Below are 19,757 nucleotides of genomic sequence, written 5' to 3'. Positions count from 1 at the left end.
TCCTTAGTTTTTTGCTGCGAGTAAGCAAATCTTCTCTGTGAGTTCGTAAGATTTAATGAACGAGCTCACCGGTAAAAACTCGTACTTTGAATGAAAATTCAAAGCGCCCGTAAAATAGTTTGGCGTCAAAATTCCCTTAGCAGAAAGTGCGGCCCCATCGGTTCCGCCTCGCATAGGAATCACTTTTGGTTCTACGCCAATTTCTTGAAGGCCTGCAAAAATCAAATCGATCGCGCGCCGATCCGTGCCAAGGGCGCTGCTGATATTGCTATAGGTATCAGTGATTTTAAGGTGCACTTGAGCTGTGGGATACTTGGCTGCGATAATTTTAGCTGCGTCTTCAAATTTATTTTTGCGAGCTGCAAATCTATTTAAATCGAAATCCCGAATCGATGCGGAAAGTTTAGCTTCTTGTTGAGTTGCGCTCATCCAGTTAAACCAAATATATCCCTCGCGACCCGCTGTATTTTCTGGAGTTTCGTTGCGGTCGAATTCGGCTATGAAATCCTGAGACATTAAAATTGGATTCACCAGAACTCCTTTGGCTGACATTGGGTGGGCCGTAACCCCCGTTAAAGTCACTTCAGCAGTTGCAGCATTAAAGTTTTCATAGACCACTTCACCCAGCTCGCAGCAGTCAATTGTGTAAGCGAAATCCACATCAAAGCGCGACAAATCCAAAACCTTAGCACCTAAGAGTCCGATTTCTTCGTCTGGAACGAAGGCAACGGCGATATCGCCATATTCTTGATCGCGTCCTAGATTTTCAAGCAGTGTCATGACAACAGTCACAGCGGCTTTGTTGTCCGCTCCCAAAACACTTGTGCCATCACTAAAAATAATGTCTTGATTTTTATAGGGCAGAATTTCTGGGTGTTCTGAAACACGTAGCCAGATGTTTTCTTTTTTATTCAAGCAAACATCTTCGCCGGTGAATTTCAAAATTTGCGGATGGATGTGTGGGCTTAAGCCAACATCAACTGTATCTATATGGGTGATGAAACCGATGCGAGGACCACCTTTTTTGGTTCCGGGCTTGATCGCGGTCACAGTCGCATGGGAGTCGATCTGAATGTTTTCAAGACCCAGAGCTTTCAATTCTTCGGCAAGCATCTCTGCCATTTTTTGTTGGCCTGGGGTGCTGGGTAGGGACGACACGCTGTCGTCGCTTTGCGAGCTAACAGCCAAATACCTAAAGAAACGTTCAGTGAGTTGCTTTTCAAGATTCATCATTGAATCAATGTAGCTTTGGTCAGCTGTCGAGGGTACCCGTGACACGGCTGGACTTCTGTGTTCCATGCGAACTCCGATTGAAAAAGTGGACAAAATGATTGAAGCTGAGGTTTTCCGAAGGGAAGCTTATGAAGCTCAATGATATTGTTAAAGCCATTGCGAAATTACTTGGAACCTCTGACGTGCAGGAGATCAACAAACTTTTGAAGGCGGAGAAAGCTCCTAAGTTTCGCATCACCGGCAAAGCTTTAGGGCACTTTGGCTTTACCGGTCACATTAAAAGTGTTTCTGATGAGGGGGTTAAAGCTTTTATGGCGAACAAGGTTTCTTTGATTCGCTTGATTGACATAGAGACATTTGAAAAAGCAAAGCCTCGCGAGGAACGTCCCGTCAGGACAGCAAAACCAGAAACCAAGGCCCCAGCAGCCTCAGCGCCGCCAAAGAAAGCGAAGCCTGCTATGAAAGCGAAAGCCGAGTTAGAGGACGACACAGATTTTGACGACGACGAAGGTGACTTTGAAGATCTAAGGCCTAAAAAACAAAAGGCTAGCAAAGCAAAGTCCAGCGGGAAAAGTGGGAGCAAATTTATTCCCACCTCCAAGAAATAAAAAAAACCGAAGCGTTGTCTTCGGTTTTTTGTTTTAAGAGCGCAACCCTTGAAGCTTGCTACGAATCTTGCTGGCTTGAGTTTCGTCCGTGGTGAGAGCCGCGGCCTTTTTATAAAGGTCTTTGGCTTTTTCCGTTTGAGATTGCATCGAATATGCATCCGCTAAATGCTCAGCGATGATGCTAGCCGTTGGTTGATACTGGTGGGCTTTTTCTAAAACTTTGATCGATTCGGAATATTTTTTTTGTTTAAACAACACCCATCCAAAAGTATCTAAGACATAGCCATCTTCGGGTGCTAGCTGTGAAGCATGGCGTGCCAAAGATTCTGCCTCAGGCAGCTGCTGATTGCGCTCTGCTAGGGAAAACGCCAGATAGCTAAGACTTTGAACATGATCCGGGTTGATCTCTAAAACTTTTCTCATTTGTGTCAGCATATCGTCTTTCTTACCAAGACGATCTAACATGATTGCGTGTTGAAAGCGCAATTCTGTATTTTGTGAATACTTCGTCAATCCCGTTTCTAAAACGCGTGCAGCACCTGCAATGTCGGATTTTGAATCCAGCAGGGACGCGTGCATGATAAAGAGCTGAGGATCAGCTTTCACTTTCATGCCCTTTGAAGTGATGGCTAAAGCCTTATTGATTTTTCCTTGCGACTTAAGCAAATAGGCAGCATGAGCCATTGATTCCGTAAAGTGCTCACTCGACGACGGTATCTGTAGATAAGCTTGAATTGCTTTTTCAGTATTTCCAGATTCTTCATGAATCGCAGCTAAGTAATAGCGAGCCGTATCCGCCGTCGGGGCTCTGGCAAGGATGTCATTTAATTTAGCGGTGGCTTGATCAAATTTTTTAAGTTTGATCAAAATCAAGGACATCTTTATCTCTCCCTCAACGGTTGGGGCAGAGCTGTTCGCCGTGAATTCCAGCTGAGTGTAAGCCTTCTCAAGATCACCATTATCGATATAAATTTGGACGATGGCATCTGAAATTTTGGCACTGAACGCATCGTGCTTTTGGTATTCAAGGCCCAGTGCCAACGCCTTTGAGCTGTTTCTTTGCTCTGAATAGAGGTTCATTAGAGCTACAGCAGCATCTTCAAAGTCGGGCTTGGCCTGCAAGGATTTTTTAAATTCCTTTTCAGCCGCGATTTCATACTGAGAGGCTTTCTGATCTAAGCGCATAACTCCGAGATAATAATAAACAGTGTGAGGGGACGCGAATTTTGGATTTTTTAAAAGAGAATTAAACTGCTGCTCAGCCTTTTTGAAATCTCTTTTTGCCGCATACAACGAACCAATGTAAATCGGAGCTTCGCTGTTATCGGGCTGAAGACCTAAGATCACATTGTATTGAGCAATTGCTTGGTCATAGGCACCATCTTTGGAATATAAACGGCCCAAAGCCGAATGCGCTTCCAAGTTTTTCGACTCTTTGGCTACTGCATTTTCGGCACTTAGAATGGCTTCTTTTGTTTTGCCTAATTTTTGATATTCATTCGACAGGCGCAGATCAACAGCTGCCGAAGCGGGGTCTAAAGCTGCAACCTTTTTGAAGTGCTCGATGGCTTTATTAGATTTACCTTCGCGACTAAGAACATCACCTACAATAAATTGATAGTCCGCTTGCGCTCGAACATTGGCTGGATCATGGGGCGATGAAGGAATTAGAAGGCTTTGAATTTCTCGGGGAGTAGTGTTCTCTTTGGTTTGAATGCTTCCGCAGGCAGCGAGCGAGAGTAGTAGGGTCACACTTGCAGTGGTCTTGAAAGATCGAAGCATCCAGTTCTCCTTGTCAGTATGCAGTTTAGAGAACTTTGTTGCGTTTTTTTTAATTACTTTACAAATTTGGAAACTACTCGTCCTTTATCTCGTCGTTCTTCATGATTTCGGAAATAATTCTGGCCAAAGTGGTAGTTTATTACTCCTCAATGTACATATTTGAGTGGCCCTCAAATCCGCTAGGGCGTTGATTTACAGACCTTCACTGTCGATGGCGGAGATTAAGTTCTGCATGCATCCTCGCAACTCGTCTTCCGAATGTTGCTGACGAACGACTTCAGCTAAAACCACATTGCTATTAAGTGCGTCTTGAAGGGCCTGTTTAAATTCCTTCGCGGAATGGTTACCAGGATTCAAAAGCTGCTTTTCCATGATCTTTATTAAAACGTTCGTGCTCTTTTCGCTAGAGGGTTTTTTGTGCTGCTTTACCAATACGATCAAGCGATGGACGAGGGGATTGACAGTGGACATCGTAAGTTCCTTTATAAAATATTGAAAGCACCGGCATCAGCCAGTGTCTGTAATGAGTGAAGGTCTTTTTTAGAACTCGCACCCTTAAGGTAAGGTTGGATGGCGCAAGAGTTACCGGCATTCAGGTCTTTAATAAGATTTAAAAGACCCGTGCTAGAGCTCTCAATCAAGACGCCGCCAAAGCTTGCGTAGTAGTTATTGCTTGTAACTAGGCTTTTTTGCCACAGAATGGGCGACCTATCATTGCGAAGGTGAAGACAGGATTTTGCACTGAGCTCTAAGGCCTCATAAGGCATTGTTTTAAATCCTTGAAGTGAAATGTGCTTCATCCAGTTCCTGGATAAGATATCTTGAAGTTCCAACGGACTTAAATTTTGCAAAAGCTTCAGGGAGTTGCTGAAGGATTTTGGGAGGCCAGTGATTTCACCCGATTTATTATGCAAACGCTTAAAGGCTGTCATCACTTGAGTACCGGAGGAGCCAAGCTTCTTATCCAGGAGCTCTTTCACAGAATCAGAAACCATATCTTTATGAGGCTGGTCCACCCAAACACCTAACGACCAAGTGGCGCTGAAGGAGCCATCAGATTCAGCAATATGCCATTCCGAGGAAGGCCAATATGTCATGTCCCCCGGGCCGACTTCTAAAAGCTGAGAATGTTTTTTATTTTTTTCATAGTTAAATGTGCGATCCAATTCAGGGTGCTTTTCTCCGTAAGCTGCATTCCATAAACGGAATTTTTTAGTGCCAGCCACTGGGAAGCTGAAAACACCACAAGAATCGACATGAACACCGAACGGAGTTTTTTTATAGTTCCCTAGGTAAAGACCCATCTCGGAGAAACGATTGGGGAAGCCCACGTGGCGGTACAACTGATCAGTAAAGTCTGTTAGCAAATGCTGTTTTTTAAGGTTTACTTGCAAAAGCTCATCGCACACCAAGCAGTAATCGGAGAAAAGGGTGTTCATACGCTTGTGATAGCCCGCCAGGGACTTATCTGATTTTTCTGGAAGAACTGATAAAACATCTTCTTCCTGGGCCTTGATGCCATCGGTATAAAACTTAAATCCTGTTGGGTCATTTATTTGGCGACAGCGATCAGCGTATAAAACTAGCAGATCAAAGATCTCATCGGCAGTCATTTCGATCAGATCGGACTTTACATTGCGTAAAAGGAGAGGCTTTTTCTCCCAATGGTTTTTGGCGAAATGACGCCAGAATTTTTGATCAAGTAGAGCTGATTTCATGGTCGAGAGAGTCGTTGAGAATGATCTGTGAGTCAAATATTGTACATCCCAGCCAGGCTTCCTGTAAATTTACCAACCCCTCTGGCCTCACTAGATAACCCCTTGTGGGCTGTCCAGAATTAGCTTAAAAAGAGACCCTCTGGAGACCTTTCAATGAGCGATGCTGCCGTCACATTTCACGATGAGATAAAAACTATTGAGCTTAAGCGCGACGTTACCAAGCACTTGAAGCAAGGCCATCGCTGGATTTTCGCCAATTGTTTTGATGACAGCAAATCCTTCAAATCGGGTATTCATCTTTTGAATTTTAAGGGCGAAACTCTTGCGCTGGGTATTTGGCAGGGTGACACTCAATTGCGTTTTCGTGTGTTGGTCCTGGCTGATGAGCCTATTTTCAGACGTAATAACATGAAACGTACCTTGGAGTTGTACTTTGAGAGTCAGTTCCGTAAGGCTGTGGAAATTCGCAGAACCTTTGATCTTTCAGTCACCAATTCTTTCCGTTTGATTAACGGGGAGGGGGATGGCCTTCCAGGTTTGATCGTGGATATTTACAACGACACGGCGGTTATCAAGCATGACCACGCAGTCATGGAAAAAACCTGGCATGCTCCGGTTATCGCTGAAAAAATTCAAGCAGCATTCCCCCAGATCAAGTGTGTGTATCTTAAACGCCGTAATGATGCTGATGAAAAGGGCACGAATATCGTGGGTACTTTGGCCCCTGAGGTTCAGTTCCTGGAAAATGGCGTTTTGTTCGCCTCAAACATCCGTGATGCTGCTAAGACGGGCTTTTTCTTAGATCAACGTGACAACCGCAAGATGATCCAAAACTTTGCCAAGGATAAAACGGTTTTGAATTTGTTCAGTTATACGGGTGGCTTCTCTATTTTCGCTGCGAAGGGTGGCGCGAAGGAGGTGACCAGCGTGGACATTGCTAAAGTTGCGATCCAAGCTGTAGCCCGTAATTTTGAAATTAATGGGCTGGAAACTGTTCACCACGACATTGCCACAGATGCCTTTGCGTACTTAGAGCAATTGAATGCGGAAAAGAAAAAATACGATATCGTAATTACGGATCCTCCAAGCTTTGCCCCGAATGAAAAGTCTGTAGAGCAGGCCACGGCGGCTTATGCCAAGGTGTTCTCGAACTCGATTAAGCTGGTAAATCCTGAGGGCTTGTTTGCTGCGAGCTCTTGCTCAAGCCATATCTCTTCAAAGGCCTTCATGGATATCTGTCAGGAAGCGTTCTCTCGCGCTCGTAAAAAGGCAACGTTGGTTTATATCGGTGGTCAGCCGGTGGACCATCCATACCCTCTGGCGATGGAAGAGCTGCGCTATTTGAAGTTTGCTCTGTTCCGTCTGGATTAATTTTAGATTTTTTTAAAAAGGCAGTAAAACTTGAAAACCATCGACAGTCTTCGCCAAGAAATTGACCAAGTCCATAAAGAAATGCATGAGCTGCTGACGCGTCGTCGTGATTTGACGATGGAAATTTGGAAGATCAAGAAAGAACAGAATCTACCATTCTTTAATGCCGAACGTGAAGACAAGATCATGGTGGATTTTGTGAATCTGGATGGCAAACAGGGTCAGGACCCGCAGTTCGACGAACTTTTAAAGGGCATCATGAACTCTGTTTTGCGTGAATACGAAAAATACCTGAAATCAAAACACACTTAAGCCCCGATTCTGCTCCGGCAAGGCCGGAGCTCTTCAAGCCTATGATATTTCAATTCCAGCTTACTTCTTTCTGCTTTGGTATTCTTTTTCTCTCTGAAAATGGCTCTCGGACAGACCGTAACTCTCGACGTTCCCTAGGTCTTTGATCAATTCATTCAATTCTTTTTTACCACTGATAAAGTCCACATGAGCTTGGATTTTAGTGATCAATTCAGAACCACGCTCTTTCAAAGCCTCATAGCGAATGAACCCGAGCCCATGGCTTTCCCATTCCTTCACATATCGTGCAGCGGACTGTGAAGTCCCGTTGTACATGGTATTGCGGCATTCTTGGTCCGGCTTGATCTGGTGCCAATTCCCGAATTGGTCTTTCAATTTAACATCGTGCTTTTCGCAAGGCTTGCCGCAATCTTTAAAACTTGAGCCTTTAGATAGGAAAGCTGCAAACACACAGTGCTCCATGTGAAAGCTTGGCATGTACTGGTAGGCTGTGACCTCAAAGCGGCTAGCCTCTCCTGCTTGAATCAATTCGCTGACCTGAACGTTGTTAAGGTCATAACCCAAACAAACGCTGGAAAGCCCTTTGTCGAGCAAATACTGAGCTGTCAAATGATTGGCAACGTTCAAGCTAAAGTCCCCTAGGATCTCGCCTTGGTAGTTATTGGCTTGAAGATATTGAACCGCGCCCAGGTTTCTTGCCAGAATGGCGTCGGGATTCATGCTAAGCAGATGCTTCACGTTGCGGTGCTCGTTCGGTTTCAAGATTCGAGTCGTTGCGACACCCACTTTAAGGCCGGCCGATCTTAACGTATTCAAGCTTGGAGCAAAATCCAAACCGAATTCAAAATCCAAAATAGCGAGGTTGATATCAGCAGTCTGTAGCTCGCCATTTTTAATAGCCTCGGCGACGTCGTCAGCTTGAAATTTATCACGCAACAGCAGGTTTAGCTTTAAACCTGAAGCTTTGCGATCCGTTACCTTTCTGCTGTGGATCCACTCCATAACTTGCGCTTGAGGAGTTACATGGGGTGCATCACCATTTTGAATTCGCAGGTCAGTGAGTTCTTTAACCAGCTTTTGGCGAAGTTCTTTAACTTGTTTATTTGGCAAAAACAGTGGAGTCGAGGAATCCAGTTCAGATTCGAAACCTTCACCACGGAAGGGGCTTCCCATTAAAGCGAAAAGCTCTTCGCGCAAATCTAATGAATTGAGGCCCTTGTTTTTCGCGGGTTCACAGATATTTTCTGATGTGGCCACAACTGTGTATTTGCCGTCGGAATATTGAACTTTAAGTGGTTTCCCTAAAGAGGCTTCGGCACGCACATGAACTGGCAAACGCTTTTTACGTTGTTTGTCTTCAACACTGAGTGCGACGTCTTTTTTAAGATCTTTATCGTGGTTATAGAATACACGCGCGCCATTGTAATAACCTTCCATCGAAATCTCGCGAGAGAACTCCAGTGAAAAGCGACGAGGAGACAGCGACTTGACGGCGAATACGAAACCACCTTTTTCAGCGTCTTCGCCTGCACGGTCCTTATAAACCCACAAAATACCGTCACCGGGTTGGATAAAGTCAGCTTTAAGGCCCTGCTGAACTTTATCGTCAGTGATTTCAACTTCTAATGATGTGGAGTTCACTTTTACAACTTTACCGAATTCAAACCCACGGTGGGCACTGAACGTACCTTCAACCAATTCCTGATGATTTACACCATGGAACCAGCCGCTATAAAAACCACGAGAGAAAGCTGTGGCCATTTGTTTTTTCAAAAGAATAGGATGCTCAAGAGACTTGTTTTTTTGAGCAGAAGTGATGGCCTCATCAAAACTACGGGCTGCGGTTGCCACATACTCCGGAGTTTTTAGGCGGCCTTCGACTTTAAAACAATCCACTCCGGCTTCTAACAAACTTGGAACTTCGTTGATGCCGCAAAGATCTTGGGGCGATACCAGAAAGGATTTGCCACCCAGATCGCGCTTTTCACCGTCGACATGCATCTCGTAAGTGAAGCGGCAGCTTTGTGCACATTGACCGCGATTGGCAGAGCGACCACCGATGCCTTCAGACGTGAAGCATTGACCCGAATAACTGACACACAAAGCCCCATGAACGAAGACTTCGATTTCCTTTGTCGTGTTTTGTTTGATTGAGTGAATTTCTTTGAGGGAGTTTTCACGAGCCAAGACGAAACGTTGAATGCCCAAGTCATCCAACCACTGAATAGCTTCAGCATTGGTCACACTCATTTGCGTGGACCCATGGATGCGTTGATCGGGTGCCATTTGGCGGATCAAGCGGATCAAGCCTAAATCCTGAACGATGAATGCGTCAGGTTTAAGGGGCAGGATTTTTTCCAAGACTTCAACGGCTCCGCGAAGTTCGTTTTGGAAAATCAGGATATTAAAAGCAAGGTTCACTTTCACGCCGTGAAGGTGGCAAGTATCAATGATGTCTTTGACTTCTTCGATTTGGAAATCGTGGCTTCTGCCACGAGCATTAAAGCCTGGAACCCCCATGAAGATAGCATCAGCACCATTGTGAATGGCTGCTAGGGCCATGTCCTTAGTACCAACGGGAAGGAGTAGTTCGGGGCGCTTAAATTGAGGGTTTTCCATGGGCGGTAATTTGCCAAGACGACCCCATTTCCGCAAGGGGAATCTGCCTGGCTCTAAGGAGTCGAAAAAAATACCTAAAACTGATTACTTAGCAGTCACCAGCACCAGGCTTTTTGAGGGCTTATGGGGCGCGAAAAGACCGTTCTGGGTCCTTGCAGGAACCTAATTTCATAAGCTTATCGATCATTAACCAGGGTCGAGTGTCAAATTACTCTGCCTTGGGTATCGTAATCACCTCGAAAGCTGCAATAATTTAAGTATATCAAATGCACCATGGATCGGAGGTTTTATGCAAACATCTCAAACCAAAAACAATCACTTCTCCGCCCACAAAGATTCCACGCAGTTTGCAAAATTGCTTGTCATCGAACGAAGCTTCAACATTCCGGTTGAACGACTTTACGAAGCCTTCACCAGCTCGGAAGCCATTAAAGCTTGGTGGTGGCCTAAGGACCTTTATGCCGATCAAGTGAATCTTGATTTTCGTGAAGGTGGGACGATGTTCATCAATATGAGAGGTGGTTTTGACCGTGGCGGTGGCGGCATGGTCAGTCGGTTTATTGAAATCGTGGACGAACAAAGAATCGTCATGACAGACCAATTTGCAGATGAAAACGGACGTGCCATAACCGCCCAAGAAGCCAAAATGCCGGGCGAGTGGCCAACAGTTGGCTATATCACCTTTGAATTTTTTCGACTGGATCCGGGGACAAGTCAGTTGGTACTTTCTCAAGAGGGTATTCCAAACGAACTTCAAAGAGATTGTATTCAAGGTTGGACAGAATCCTTTGATAAACTTGATGAGTACTTGGCACGAGGTAAGCACTAGGGCATAGTGGCCTGATGCTTTACCGTTTTCAGATTGAGTTGTCAGATATTGATCGAGGTGTTTACGAGTCATTGGATTTCAGGGTGGCTCAGCATCCCTCTGAAACTTATCCTTATATGCTAAGCCGTGTTTTCGCTTACTGCTTAGCATATCAAGACCGACTGGAATTCACTCCCGGTGGATTAGCAGATCCTGAAGCGCCCGCCCTGCGTAAGTTGGGCCTGCAAAATGAAATCGAAACTTGGATTGAAATTGGCAACCCGTCCTCTCGGAAACTTCATAAAGCGTCAAAGACAGCGAAAGAAGTTCTAGTCTTTACCTACAAAAATCCTGAAGTGCTTTTAACAGAAATCCGTGGGGGCGATGTTCACCGTGCTAGTGAAATTAAGATCTATTCTTTCGATGGAGATTTCTTAACAGCGGTGAGTAATTCGACAGAAAAGAACAATCGTTGGGCGCTTTTGGTTCAGCAGGGTCAGATGGATTTAACCATCGCTGAAGAAACGTTCTCGGGTGAGATTAAGACGTTCAATATTTAGATTTATGAAAACATATATTTGTTTTGTTGGGCATGTGTGTTGTACTGAATAGGTGAAATTACTATTTCTGTCGATCTTGATAGTGTGTTCTTTTCGTTCTGCCTGGGGCAATGCTCCTTCGAACTCCACTAATAAGCAAACTTCCACAATCATCCCATCTTCCTATTTAAGAAAACCCGTGTTGGCGTTTCGTTACGAAGAGGTAGCGCAACCTGATGGCTACGAAAATAACGGCACCTACTCATTTCTATTCGCTGACTATTTCGCACAGGTTTGAAGCAACCTATCAGGAGAGCCCTACGACATTCCAATATCGTGATGGCCTGACGGGGTTCCTCGAAGTTCGTATGTACTTCGATTAAATATCACTTCCGAACCCGTTTTAAGCAGGACTTTGTACTTAAATTCAGTCGATTTCCTTGAGTCTGTCTCCGAGAGTTCGGAAAATATCGGCTCACAGAGGAGAAGCATCATGAAAAGATATATCGTAGGACTTTCCGTAGCAGTTTTGGCTACGGGTTGTGTAACTAAAGGCAAATACAATAAAGACATCACTGAGCGCGACGGTGCATTGGCAGCAGAGAAAGCCTCTGTAGCTTCTTTGACGGGCGAGAAACAACAATTGGCGACTCAAAACCAAGAGTTGGAGCAGAAATTGATCGTGGTTACTAAAGATCGTGGTCAGTTGAAAACGTCCTTAGAGGAAATGAAGCAAGCAATGGCAGAAATGCGCGCACGCCAAGCAGAAGAAAGAAAACGCTTGAAAGAGTTTGAAGACCTGACAGCTCGTTTCAAAAAATTGACAGATGCGGGAGCACTTTCAGTTAAGATCATCGACGGTAAAATGGTTGTAAGTTTGGGTTCTGACGTATTGTTCAATTCTGGTTCTGCTAAATTATCTGCGGCAGGTCTTGAAGCAATTAAAGAGGTGACGACACAGTTAACAGCTATCCCGGGAAAAACGTACCAAGTTGAAGGTCATACTGATAATTTGCCAATTGCAACGGCAGCTTTCCCATCTAATTGGGAATTGGCTTCGGCGCGTGCATTGAATGTAACACGTGCGATGATCGATAGCGGTATGCCAGCAGTTCGCGTAAGTGCGGCAAGCTTTGGTGATACTCATCCCGTGCAAGGTAATGACACAGCCGAAGGTAAAGCTGCGAATCGCCGTATCGCGATTGTGGTTGTACCGGATTTGTCGACAATGCCGGGATATGATGAGTTGAATAAACTAAGTTCGAAACAAGATAAGTAATCACAAAAAAAGGGAGCATCAAGCTCCCTTTTTTTTAGAGTCCTAAGGCAATCAGCATCAGCACAATTCCCGTCGTCGATAATCCCCAAACAGCCGTTCTTGCATACGGAATACCAAATGCGTATAAGGGTAGATAGACCACTCGCCCCCAAAAATACAAAGCTGATCCAATCGCCGTGATAACAGAGTAGCGATCCGTGATGTGAACCAGTAAAGTGGCCGCCACAAAGAAAGCATACGTTTCTAAAAAATTCTTAAACGCACGTTGCAATCTTCCTGGAACGCCTTTTAATTCTTGAGGCCCTTCATCACGAGCGCTCAAGTTCCATTTTATTCCACGCACTTTGGTCGCCGCCTGGGCTGATACAATTAAGTAAAACAGTCCCAACACAGTCGACCATGCCAGCATTATAAGTTCCAATCGCATTTCTATATCCTTATTTGAAGTCATCTGAAAAATCCTGGCTAGAAGATACCAATGAACTGCATGAAAAAATGGTCAGAGGAGCTTAAATTGATGAATTACAAAGTGCTTGTTAAAAGGTCATTCCGACGTGAACACGAAGGGCCATCGGGCGTGTCCCAGTAACCAGCGCGTTTTTGGCATCTTCAAAGTCATATCCATAGGACCCACGGGTTTTAACATTGCTAACTCGTGAAGAGATAGGAACACTCAGACCAAACCAATCGCAACCTAAAACGAACCTCTGCCAGTGCCATTGATTGCCAATGACGACGCTGGCAGCTGTTGTTTCTCCATCAAAGCTATAAGACTCTCCGGTGAAGTCATCGGAGCCGTGGGATGACACGTATCTTTGATCAAGTCCCCCAGCCACATAAAAGGAATTACCAAAGAACTGGCGATAATAAAGTTCGAATGCATATCCTTTATCAGAGCAACTGATAGCGCCCCAGCAGGAGCGACCTCCTACCAGCAGAGAATATCCAAATATGACGGCTGCGTTTCTAGTTAAATAGGTAGCTATGTTGACACCTGTGTTCAATCCAGGAATGGGACCAATCGCCACCGGTGTCAATGAGACTTCATAGCTTTTGCCCATGCGTTTGTGCTCGCTGGAATCTTCCTCAATCGCTGACTGAGATTTTTTGACGATTACTGGATCGTCTGTCGGTGTTATCAGTTGGGCATTAGCGTAGGAAGAAAGAGTCGCTGCGAGCGCGAAAGGTATTATTGACTTAAACATTGGTGAATTTATCCCTCGATTGGCAGTAAACATTGTTTAGTATAGGGAACTAAGTTTCCGACCACAATATTTTTGATGTAAAGGTTCTGTTAAATATTCATGAGGAGAAGATCACCAATATTCGAGGATACTCGCAACTGATCGAATAACCTCCGACTTCCCAATTATTAGCTCAAGAATAGTTGAATAATGAACGATAGGGAACCAAATCAATTTATAATCAGTTGGAGTTTCCTAATGAAGATATCGATGTGGTTCAAGGGCATCCGTGGTCGCCTTCTGTTTTCTACGGTTTTGCCTCTGTTAGCTGTGGGATTCATGACTTGGATTGGATTTTCAATCAGCGACAGTCTTGGTAAGCGTTTAGATGCTGCTTATGAAACGACTATTCCTAATATGGATGCACTGAGTGCGGCGATGGAAGCTCGTGTGAGCATGGGATATCGCATATGGATGGTTCTAGGTGTAGACCTTAAAGACACTGAATTCCGCAATAAGAATATTGAAGGACTTGAAGGTCACTTAAAGGAATTCAAGGCCGCTTTGCAACGCTATGAATCCGCTCCGTTTTCGCCCGGGGAGTCCGAATTGTATGCACCATTTAAATCGCAACTCGATAAATATGTGGCGATCAATGAAGAGATCATCAAGGATTTAAAAACCGAGACAGCTGAAGGCAACGCTCGTGCTATGAAATACATGCGCGGCGGAGAGTGGCAAACTATTGGTGCCGTGGCACGTAAGTCGTTTGATCAAATCACAGATTTTTATGCGGAAATGGGTAAGAAAGATAACGCCGCACAAAAACAACAACGTGCCGATGCTCGCTTTTGGACAGGGACCGTTGGAGCAGGTTCTTGTATTCTTTTGATGGTAGTCCTAATGTGGATCGCTCAAAGATTGGCAAGCTCGGTATCTCATATCTCAAGCAAAATCAGCGAAGCGGGTGCTCAAGTAACAGCAGCCATCGAGCAATTATCAGCTGCGGGCCAAGCTCTGTCTCAGTCTTCAACGGAGGCCGCTGCAAGTTTGGAAGAGACGGTGGCAAGTCTTGAGGAAATGACGTCCATGGTGAATTTAAACTCCGATAACGCCAAACAAGCGGCTACACTTTCAATCGCATCCCGTGAATCGGCAGAACGGGGTCAAAGTGAGATTCATGTCTTGGTAACTTCGATGTCGGAAATCTCTCAGTCTTCCCGAAAGATTGAAGAGATCATTAATGTCATCGATGATATCGCCTTCCAAACAAATCTATTGGCATTGAATGCAGCGGTCGAGGCCGCTCGTGCGGGAGAGCAGGGTAAGGGTTTTGCGGTCGTAGCTGACGCTGTTCGAACATTGGCTCAGAGATCTGCAGACGCGGCGAAAGATATTACGGGTTTGATTAAAGACTCAGTGGACAAGATTGATCGTGGAACGAAGGTTGCTGATAAATCAGGTGCCGTCATGTCTGATATTGTGGTCTCTGTTAAAAAAGTCTCTGATCTTTCTGCGGAAATCTCGTCTGGCTCTAGCGAGCAATCCACAGGGATCTCGCAGATTTCAAAAGCCATGAATCAGTTGGATTCGAGCTCTCAGTCAAACGCAGCCTCTTCTGAAGAGATCGCATCGACGGCAGAGGAAATTTCAGCGCAAGCAACTCAAATGCAAAGAATGATGGAAGATCTCTCATTCTTGATTTCTGGCGAGCGTGCAGTTCCGATGGCTATATCGGTCTCTGAATCAGCAAAAAGAATTCACCGCGTTGCCCCGGTACCAAGTAAAACAAAAGCGCAAAGCTCTGCAGAATTTTTACCTTTAACAGATGAGGAAGAAGGCGGCAGAGGCCATGTGGGCAAAGTCTCTGGCTTTTAAATGATATTGAGTCCCGTCAATCGCTCCACCTCTTTAACCGTGGAGCGATACTGATTCCAGTCGGCATTTGATGAAGAAATATCAGAACACTCGGCAGAATCATTTAAAGGGGCAGGCTTTCCATTCGGCAAAGTATTTGGAAATATCACAGCCATAACTGGAGTGTCGTTATTAATATCTTTTGCTGTTTGAGTGGGTTCAAGCAGGAAGATAATCTTAAAATTTTTAGAAGGAACTGGGATATCTCGGTTCGGACCTATCGCTCCAAAATTTTGATCATAGATGGGACCTGCAATGATGTAGGCCTTTTTCTTTTTAAGAGTAACTAGATCTCTGGTGTAGCGTTCAAGGTCTTCCCACAGCACGCGGTTTAAAAAGGGTGTTTGCGGGATCATATTGCTCATCGCAAAGGTGGCTTCGTTGTCTTTGGTGCTATCGGTTCTGTCTGCAGAAGGAACTTGGTGGCCACGATCAAAACAAGTACCGCGGTATTCAGTGGAGGTGACCGCATGATAGTTGCCCCCTTGTTTTTCCAAATATTCTTCAAGTTCTGCATCTTGGGAAAATCCGTTGGTCCGATCTGCATTACCCATCTTAGAGGGATCAAGTTCCCACGAGGCCCAGTTCGGCGCACGATTGACTTTATTATAAGAGATAACGAATTGTTTGCGCGAGATGATGATTTCAGGAGCATTCGTTGTCGGGAGCTGGGACGCAACGTTTAGATTTTTTTGCAAAGGAACATTGCCGATCACGCCCTCCACAACGGCAAAGCTGTTCGGAGAAAATGAGAAGTACACCGTCAGCAAAATTGTTGTCGCTAATTTATTTCTGATAGTTATCATTTAAAGCACTCCTTCAATTCTTGCCTTTGAAGTATCCAGGTCGCAGCCAACCTATTTGATGATGTGCTGATTGTGGAGCAAAAGCTGATGGAGCCGGGGCTTGCTGTAAAGCTTATGGAGTGGCGACAAAACACGGCTTCTTAAAAGAAAATCAGCGGTATTTCAGGACAAAAGCACTTTGAATAAAAAAGCATACCTTACTAAATAGTTCTCCTACAATTCTGCTAGAGGAGGTTCATCTTGAATATTCTTTTATGGATCTTACAAGGATTGTTGGCATTTCATACTTTGAATGGCGCTGCATGGAAGTTCATGACACCCGACGTGGATTTGGGATCATTGAAAGTGATTCCCCACGAACTGTGGTTGGGCCTTGCCGTGTTTGAAATCGTTTGCGTCATCTGTATGGTTTTGCCAGTGTTTAAGGCAAACCTATTTAGTAGATAAAATCTGTGAGCTCGTCTGATGGAATTTGGTCGGAGTGCCAAATATGAGTCTGAGGTTTTTTAAATCTCTTTCTGGGAGCGCTAAATTTCCTGCGAGCCAAAAGCTGTAGGTCATCATTTTCTTTACTTTATAGAGAGTCGTTTTTGTGCCCGTGGTGGAATCATCGCGTTTTTGAGCGTCTTCAACCACTGCTTGCTGAGCTATCCATAGGTCGATTCTTCCATTTTTAAGCATACGGTAATTCATACGATCTTCTGTCATTGCTTCAATGTGCACGTCGCCATCTAAGATTTTGCGCAACTCTCGTTCTCGAATGCTGCCTGCAAGCACCCCGATCTTGAATTTTTTAAGATCTTGAAGAGAGCCAATTTTTATTTTTGGGTCTATGGAATAGATGTTGCTGTCATAATCCCCAAGGTGCAATAACCAGTGATATTTGTTTTCCCGATCAGGAGTGCGAGTGAAGGGCATAAATATACCTGAATTGTTTCTGTCTAATTCAGCCAGGGCCCGTTTCTGAGGAATCCAGACAACTTCAAAGTCATTTTCCTTATGCGCTTTTTTTATGGCGGTCGCGACCATCTCACCGAATTTTCCAGAGAGGCCTTCGACCCCCTCGGCGCTTTTAAATAATAAAGGTGGGTTGTCGACGCCAAGAATAGTGATCTTGGCGAAAGCGGGAAAGACCATAATATATAGAGAGACGGCGAGTAACCACGGCATTTACCTATATTAACGCTCCACCAATCTTGAAACAAAATTTCATTTGCCATGATTTGATGATTAATTTGTTGTTGAAGAACAGCGAACGACTCCAGCAATTCAAGAATTCATGACGGGAGTCCGTTGAATTCCTGTTGTGATTCCATGGAATTCGGGAGCGTCAATTGTCCCTGACTTTGTGGAATTTTCTAAATGTTGTTTGAAATCAAAACTACGATGAGTTCGCGCGCGAAATGACAATTTGGGGAGCGTTTTAAAAATAAATTTAAAGTGGCAGAAAATATCCGACGCAAAAAAAAAGCACTGGTATAAGTCGTCCAGCCAAATTCATTTTAGAAAGGTGGCAGTTATGAAATCAGTAATGTCTTTGTCAGTGATCGCAGCAATCTCTTTCGGTCTTGCAGCTTGCGACTCTAGCAATAAATCGGACAATAACAGTGCAGCAGAGGTGCAAGTCCTTTCTGCTTCCGAAGAAGCGGTACACTGTGAAAACGTTGAGGTGGTCTCAATGTTGTCTTCTGATAAGAAGGCGAAAGAAGTAAAAATGAAGTACGAGACTTTGATTGATTCAAATCGTTCTTCATCAAAAGATGGCGAGATTGATAAGATCTCTGAAAAAGGAACGAAAACATTCAAAGTTTACGTTCAAAACAAGGATGGTCAGTACGAATTGAGTTCTTCAAGCGAAAGTCAGTTCGAGTCTGAAAATAACAAGACCTCTACAATCTTGGAAAATGGCGATGTTAAGGAGGTAGGCTCATTAAAAGTGAGTACAACTTCCGGGGGGGAACCCCAGCATGCTGAAAATTCCTATGAGGAGGTCACACGAACAACGGATGGCATTAAGAAAATTGTTTATAAATTAGTAGACGGTGTTGAGATGCCTTACCGTGACATTGAGATCTCTGAAAAAGAAGAAAATGGTATCAAGACTATTTCTTCGATTCTTAAAACTCCATACACGGAAAATTCAAATGGAGTTAAGAATACAACTGAATCGTTCGTAAGCACTTGTACAGTTTCTAAAAAATAGTCCCCAAAGCTAAGGAAACGTTCAAGCGACCCGCCGGAATCTCCCATCCGGCGGGTCTTTTTTTTAGGATTTGATTTTTCGGAAATACTCTTTGGCCATCAAGATGAACAATACCAATAGGAGTATGTTTCTTAATGCCAACAAAGAAGTGTAAGTTGGATCATAGGCAACAATCTTAAAATAACCTTGCGCGAAGCATATATATGTTAGTCCATATATGGCGGCCGATAGTATCGCAATGCGTGTTGACCATCTTTCAGCGAGGTAAATAGCAAGAAATGGGGCAATCCAAAGTAGGAATTGTGTGGAGAGAACACGTTGAAAGCATAAGAAAACCAGGATAACGATTAAAAAAAGTAGATTCTTGGAATAAATATCACGCTCTTGGCGATTGGAAACAAAGTGTTTTAACCAAATGAATCCCGCAACGGCGAATCCAAAATATTTCGAGACGGTGAGTAGCCAAACTGGAATGACGGTAGGTGCGATCTCCTGTGCTCCGTAAAGTGTCTCAATTTTAACTGACATCCAGCCCAAGAAATTAGAAAGCAGAAATGGTGTCGCCCATAAAGATTCAATTTGAATTCCGCGTTTTGCATGAGCTGACAAAGCTTCAATCATACCCGGATAAATCATTTGATTTATGGCGAACAAAGAAAAAATCGAAAAAACAGGGATAAGTGCAAATAGTACGAGTTTGCGCTTCGAGGATTTATGATCATTGATTTTAAAGGCCCAGAACCCTAGAGGTAGCATTTTGATAGAGAATCCTGCAAAAATTGCCGCGGTCCAAGGGATCAGATTCCGTTCATTCCAATAAATGAAGATGAAAATCACCGCTGCCGTCATAAAGAAGTCGACGCGATCATAAATCAAATCACCCATGCATGTCGTAAGGACCGTATAGGAGGTCAGAAAACAAGCCAGTTTTCCGAATGAAAAACCCGACTTGAATAAATGCCTTAACAAAACACCTATCGTAGCGAACTCAAGAACGGCGCAGAACAGTTGCAAGAAGAACCTGAATCCTTCCATCTCTAATCGCGGTCCTATGACGGCTGGCCACTTTACTAAAAGCCAAGTAAGCCAAGGATAGGCAAATGGGAAGTCTTGATAAATTCTAAGTCCTTTCCACTGGGCATTCATGGCCAGATCATAGTAAAGACCGACATCAGACAAATACACTGGCCATGTAATGATCCAGCATCTAGAAAGTAGCAAAAATATCGCGGACAAATAGAACAGATGTTTTTGATTCATATGCGAAAATCATACGCTGTTTAGTGTGATAAAACAAACCTCTGACATAATGCATGGGGTGTGTCTGATTTTAAGCAACAGAAGCATTCTTTGTTCGAGATTTTTCGTTTTAAAGATT

At 44.2% G+C, this 19,757-nt stretch carries 20 protein-coding genes; 10 read left to right on the top strand and 10 right to left on the bottom strand.

Annotated features, from left to right (window positions below):
- Positions 1 to 3: 3 nt before the first annotated feature.
- Complete coding sequence (gene pepT / locus B9G69_RS01945) at positions 4 to 1,233, bottom strand: peptidase T (RefSeq protein WP_416220928.1); 1,230 nt, start codon at positions 1,231 to 1,233, stop codon at positions 4 to 6.
- A 128-nt stretch (positions 1,234 to 1,361) separates the two neighbouring features.
- Between pepT and B9G69_RS01940 the strand changes: the two genes are divergently transcribed.
- Positions 1,362 to 1,841: a hypothetical protein gene (locus tag B9G69_RS01940; protein WP_088614170.1), complete on the top strand. Its 480-nt coding sequence runs from the start codon at positions 1,362 to 1,364 to the stop codon at positions 1,839 to 1,841.
- 33 nt (positions 1,842 to 1,874) lie between these two features.
- Here B9G69_RS01940 and B9G69_RS01935 read toward each other — a convergent pair whose 3' ends face one another.
- The 3 genes from B9G69_RS01935 to B9G69_RS01925 form a co-directional block, all read right to left on the bottom strand.
- Positions 1,875 to 3,623: a tetratricopeptide repeat protein gene (locus B9G69_RS01935; protein ID WP_088614171.1), complete on the bottom strand. Its 1,749-nt coding sequence runs from the start codon at positions 3,621 to 3,623 to the stop codon at positions 1,875 to 1,877.
- A 192-nt stretch (positions 3,624 to 3,815) separates the two neighbouring features.
- Positions 3,816 to 4,094: a hypothetical protein gene (locus B9G69_RS01930; RefSeq protein ID WP_088614172.1), complete on the bottom strand. Its 279-nt coding sequence runs from the start codon at positions 4,092 to 4,094 to the stop codon at positions 3,816 to 3,818.
- A gap of 11 nt (positions 4,095 to 4,105) precedes the next feature.
- Positions 4,106 to 5,341 (bottom strand): JmjC domain-containing protein, encoded by a 1,236-nt coding sequence (locus tag B9G69_RS01925; protein WP_088614173.1) that lies wholly within the window; start codon positions 5,339 to 5,341, stop codon positions 4,106 to 4,108.
- A 153-nt stretch (positions 5,342 to 5,494) separates the two neighbouring features.
- On the opposite strand from B9G69_RS01925, the gene B9G69_RS01920 reads away from it, so the two are divergent.
- Positions 5,495 to 6,712, top strand: a complete 1,218-nt coding sequence (locus B9G69_RS01920; protein WP_088614174.1) for a class I SAM-dependent rRNA methyltransferase — start codon at positions 5,495 to 5,497, stop codon at positions 6,710 to 6,712.
- A 30-nt stretch (positions 6,713 to 6,742) separates the two neighbouring features.
- Entirely contained in the window at positions 6,743 to 7,024 is a 282-nt protein-coding gene (locus B9G69_RS01915) for a chorismate mutase (protein ID WP_088614175.1), read from the top strand.
- Positions 7,025 to 7,084: 60 nt separating this feature from the next.
- Here the strand turns inward: B9G69_RS01915 and B9G69_RS01910 are convergent, their stop codons facing one another.
- Entirely contained in the window at positions 7,085 to 9,643 is a 2,559-nt protein-coding gene (locus B9G69_RS01910; RefSeq protein ID WP_088614176.1) for a U32 family peptidase, read from the bottom strand.
- 289 nt (positions 9,644 to 9,932) lie between these two features.
- On the opposite strand from B9G69_RS01910, the gene B9G69_RS01905 reads away from it, so the two are divergent.
- From B9G69_RS01905 to B9G69_RS01890, 4 genes are all read left to right on the top strand, one after another.
- Entirely contained in the window at positions 9,933 to 10,472 is a 540-nt protein-coding gene (locus tag B9G69_RS01905) for an SRPBCC family protein (protein WP_254916720.1), read from the top strand.
- A 14-nt stretch (positions 10,473 to 10,486) separates the two neighbouring features.
- Complete coding sequence (locus B9G69_RS01900) at positions 10,487 to 11,011, top strand: YaeQ family protein (protein ID WP_088614177.1); 525 nt, start codon at positions 10,487 to 10,489, stop codon at positions 11,009 to 11,011.
- A gap of 52 nt (positions 11,012 to 11,063) precedes the next feature.
- Positions 11,064 to 11,288, top strand: a complete 225-nt coding sequence (locus B9G69_RS01895; RefSeq protein WP_141096856.1) for a hypothetical protein — start codon at positions 11,064 to 11,066, stop codon at positions 11,286 to 11,288.
- Between the two features lie 195 nt (positions 11,289 to 11,483).
- Entirely contained in the window at positions 11,484 to 12,269 is a 786-nt protein-coding gene (locus B9G69_RS01890) for an OmpA family protein (protein WP_088614179.1), read from the top strand.
- A 34-nt stretch (positions 12,270 to 12,303) separates the two neighbouring features.
- Here B9G69_RS01890 and B9G69_RS01885 read toward each other — a convergent pair whose 3' ends face one another.
- A complete protein-coding gene (locus B9G69_RS01885; protein ID WP_217897650.1) occupies positions 12,304 to 12,720 on the bottom strand; it encodes an MAPEG family protein in 417 nt (138 codons plus the stop codon).
- A gap of 85 nt (positions 12,721 to 12,805) precedes the next feature.
- Positions 12,806 to 13,474: a hypothetical protein gene (locus tag B9G69_RS01880; RefSeq protein WP_088614181.1), complete on the bottom strand. Its 669-nt coding sequence runs from the start codon at positions 13,472 to 13,474 to the stop codon at positions 12,806 to 12,808.
- A gap of 237 nt (positions 13,475 to 13,711) precedes the next feature.
- Between B9G69_RS01880 and B9G69_RS01875 the strand changes: the two genes are divergently transcribed.
- The gene (locus tag B9G69_RS01875; RefSeq protein ID WP_254916721.1) at positions 13,712 to 15,331 is read left to right on the top strand and encodes a HAMP domain-containing methyl-accepting chemotaxis protein; all 1,620 of its coding nucleotides are present in this window, start codon (positions 13,712 to 13,714) and stop codon (positions 15,329 to 15,331) included.
- On the opposite strand, the gene B9G69_RS01870 is transcribed toward B9G69_RS01875, so the two are convergent.
- Positions 15,328 to 16,176 carry a DNA/RNA non-specific endonuclease gene (locus B9G69_RS01870; protein ID WP_088614182.1) on the bottom strand — a complete coding sequence of 283 codons (849 nt, stop codon included), beginning with the start codon at positions 16,174 to 16,176 and terminating at the stop codon, positions 15,328 to 15,330. The genes B9G69_RS01875 and B9G69_RS01870 overlap by 4 nt on opposite strands.
- 240 nt (positions 16,177 to 16,416) lie before the next feature.
- Here B9G69_RS01870 and B9G69_RS01865 point away from each other — a divergent pair, with 240 nt between their 5' ends.
- On the top strand, positions 16,417 to 16,623 hold the full coding sequence (locus B9G69_RS01865; RefSeq protein ID WP_088614183.1) for a hypothetical protein: 207 nt from the start codon (positions 16,417 to 16,419) through the stop codon (positions 16,621 to 16,623).
- Here B9G69_RS01865 and B9G69_RS01860 read toward each other — a convergent pair.
- Positions 16,609 to 17,346: a substrate-binding periplasmic protein gene (locus B9G69_RS01860; protein ID WP_088614184.1), complete on the bottom strand. Its 738-nt coding sequence runs from the start codon at positions 17,344 to 17,346 to the stop codon at positions 16,609 to 16,611. The two genes, B9G69_RS01865 and B9G69_RS01860, sit on opposite strands and share 15 nt — an antisense overlap.
- Positions 17,347 to 17,695: 349 nt before the next feature.
- On the opposite strand from B9G69_RS01860, the gene B9G69_RS01855 reads away from it, so the two are divergent.
- The gene (locus B9G69_RS01855; protein ID WP_088614185.1) at positions 17,696 to 18,379 is read left to right on the top strand and encodes a hypothetical protein; all 684 of its coding nucleotides are present in this window, start codon (positions 17,696 to 17,698) and stop codon (positions 18,377 to 18,379) included.
- Between the two features lie 63 nt (positions 18,380 to 18,442).
- Here the strand turns inward: B9G69_RS01855 and B9G69_RS01850 are convergent, their stop codons facing one another.
- Positions 18,443 to 19,639 carry a hypothetical protein gene (locus B9G69_RS01850; RefSeq protein ID WP_088614186.1) on the bottom strand — a complete coding sequence of 399 codons (1,197 nt, stop codon included), beginning with the start codon at positions 19,637 to 19,639 and terminating at the stop codon, positions 18,443 to 18,445.
- Between the last annotated feature and the right edge of the window lie 118 nt (positions 19,640 to 19,757).

The organism is Bdellovibrio sp. SKB1291214, assembly GCF_002209355.2.
Taxonomy (GTDB): Bacteria; Bdellovibrionota; Bdellovibrionia; order Bdellovibrionales; family Bdellovibrionaceae; genus Bdellovibrio.
Note: the sequence above shows the minus strand (reverse complement) of the source record. Positions and strands in the feature narration are given on the sequence as shown.

Excerpts from the sequence above, each read along its gene's own strand:
- pepT (WP_416220928.1), bottom strand. The coding sequence starts at position 1,233 with ATGATGAATCTTGAAAAGCAACTCACTGAACGTTTCTTTAGGTATTTG.
- B9G69_RS01940 (WP_088614170.1), top strand. The coding sequence starts at position 1,362 with ATGAAGCTCAATGATATTGTTAAAGCCATTGCGAAATTACTTGGAACC.
- B9G69_RS01935 (WP_088614171.1), bottom strand. The coding sequence starts at position 3,623 with ATGCTTCGATCTTTCAAGACCACTGCAAGTGTGACCCTACTACTCTCG.
- B9G69_RS01930 (WP_088614172.1), bottom strand. The coding sequence starts at position 4,094 with ATGTCCACTGTCAATCCCCTCGTCCATCGCTTGATCGTATTGGTAAAG.
- B9G69_RS01925 (WP_088614173.1), bottom strand. The coding sequence starts at position 5,341 with ATGAAATCAGCTCTACTTGATCAAAAATTCTGGCGTCATTTCGCCAAA.
- B9G69_RS01920 (WP_088614174.1), top strand. The coding sequence starts at position 5,495 with ATGAGCGATGCTGCCGTCACATTTCACGATGAGATAAAAACTATTGAG.
- B9G69_RS01910 (WP_088614176.1), bottom strand. The coding sequence starts at position 9,643 with ATGGAAAACCCTCAATTTAAGCGCCCCGAACTACTCCTTCCCGTTGGT.
- B9G69_RS01905 (WP_254916720.1), top strand. The coding sequence starts at position 9,933 with ATGCAAACATCTCAAACCAAAAACAATCACTTCTCCGCCCACAAAGAT.
- B9G69_RS01900 (WP_088614177.1), top strand. The coding sequence starts at position 10,487 with ATGCTTTACCGTTTTCAGATTGAGTTGTCAGATATTGATCGAGGTGTT.
- B9G69_RS01890 (WP_088614179.1), top strand. The coding sequence starts at position 11,484 with ATGAAAAGATATATCGTAGGACTTTCCGTAGCAGTTTTGGCTACGGGT.
- B9G69_RS01885 (WP_217897650.1), bottom strand. The coding sequence starts at position 12,720 with ATGACTTCAAATAAGGATATAGAAATGCGATTGGAACTTATAATGCTG.
- B9G69_RS01880 (WP_088614181.1), bottom strand. The coding sequence starts at position 13,474 with ATGTTTAAGTCAATAATACCTTTCGCGCTCGCAGCGACTCTTTCTTCC.
- B9G69_RS01875 (WP_254916721.1), top strand. The coding sequence starts at position 13,712 with ATGAAGATATCGATGTGGTTCAAGGGCATCCGTGGTCGCCTTCTGTTT.
- B9G69_RS01870 (WP_088614182.1), bottom strand. The coding sequence starts at position 16,176 with ATGATAACTATCAGAAATAAATTAGCGACAACAATTTTGCTGACGGTG.
- B9G69_RS01860 (WP_088614184.1), bottom strand. The coding sequence starts at position 17,346 with ATGCCGTGGTTACTCGCCGTCTCTCTATATATTATGGTCTTTCCCGCT.
- B9G69_RS01855 (WP_088614185.1), top strand. The coding sequence starts at position 17,696 with ATGAAATCAGTAATGTCTTTGTCAGTGATCGCAGCAATCTCTTTCGGT.
- B9G69_RS01850 (WP_088614186.1), bottom strand. The coding sequence starts at position 19,639 with ATGAATCAAAAACATCTGTTCTATTTGTCCGCGATATTTTTGCTACTT.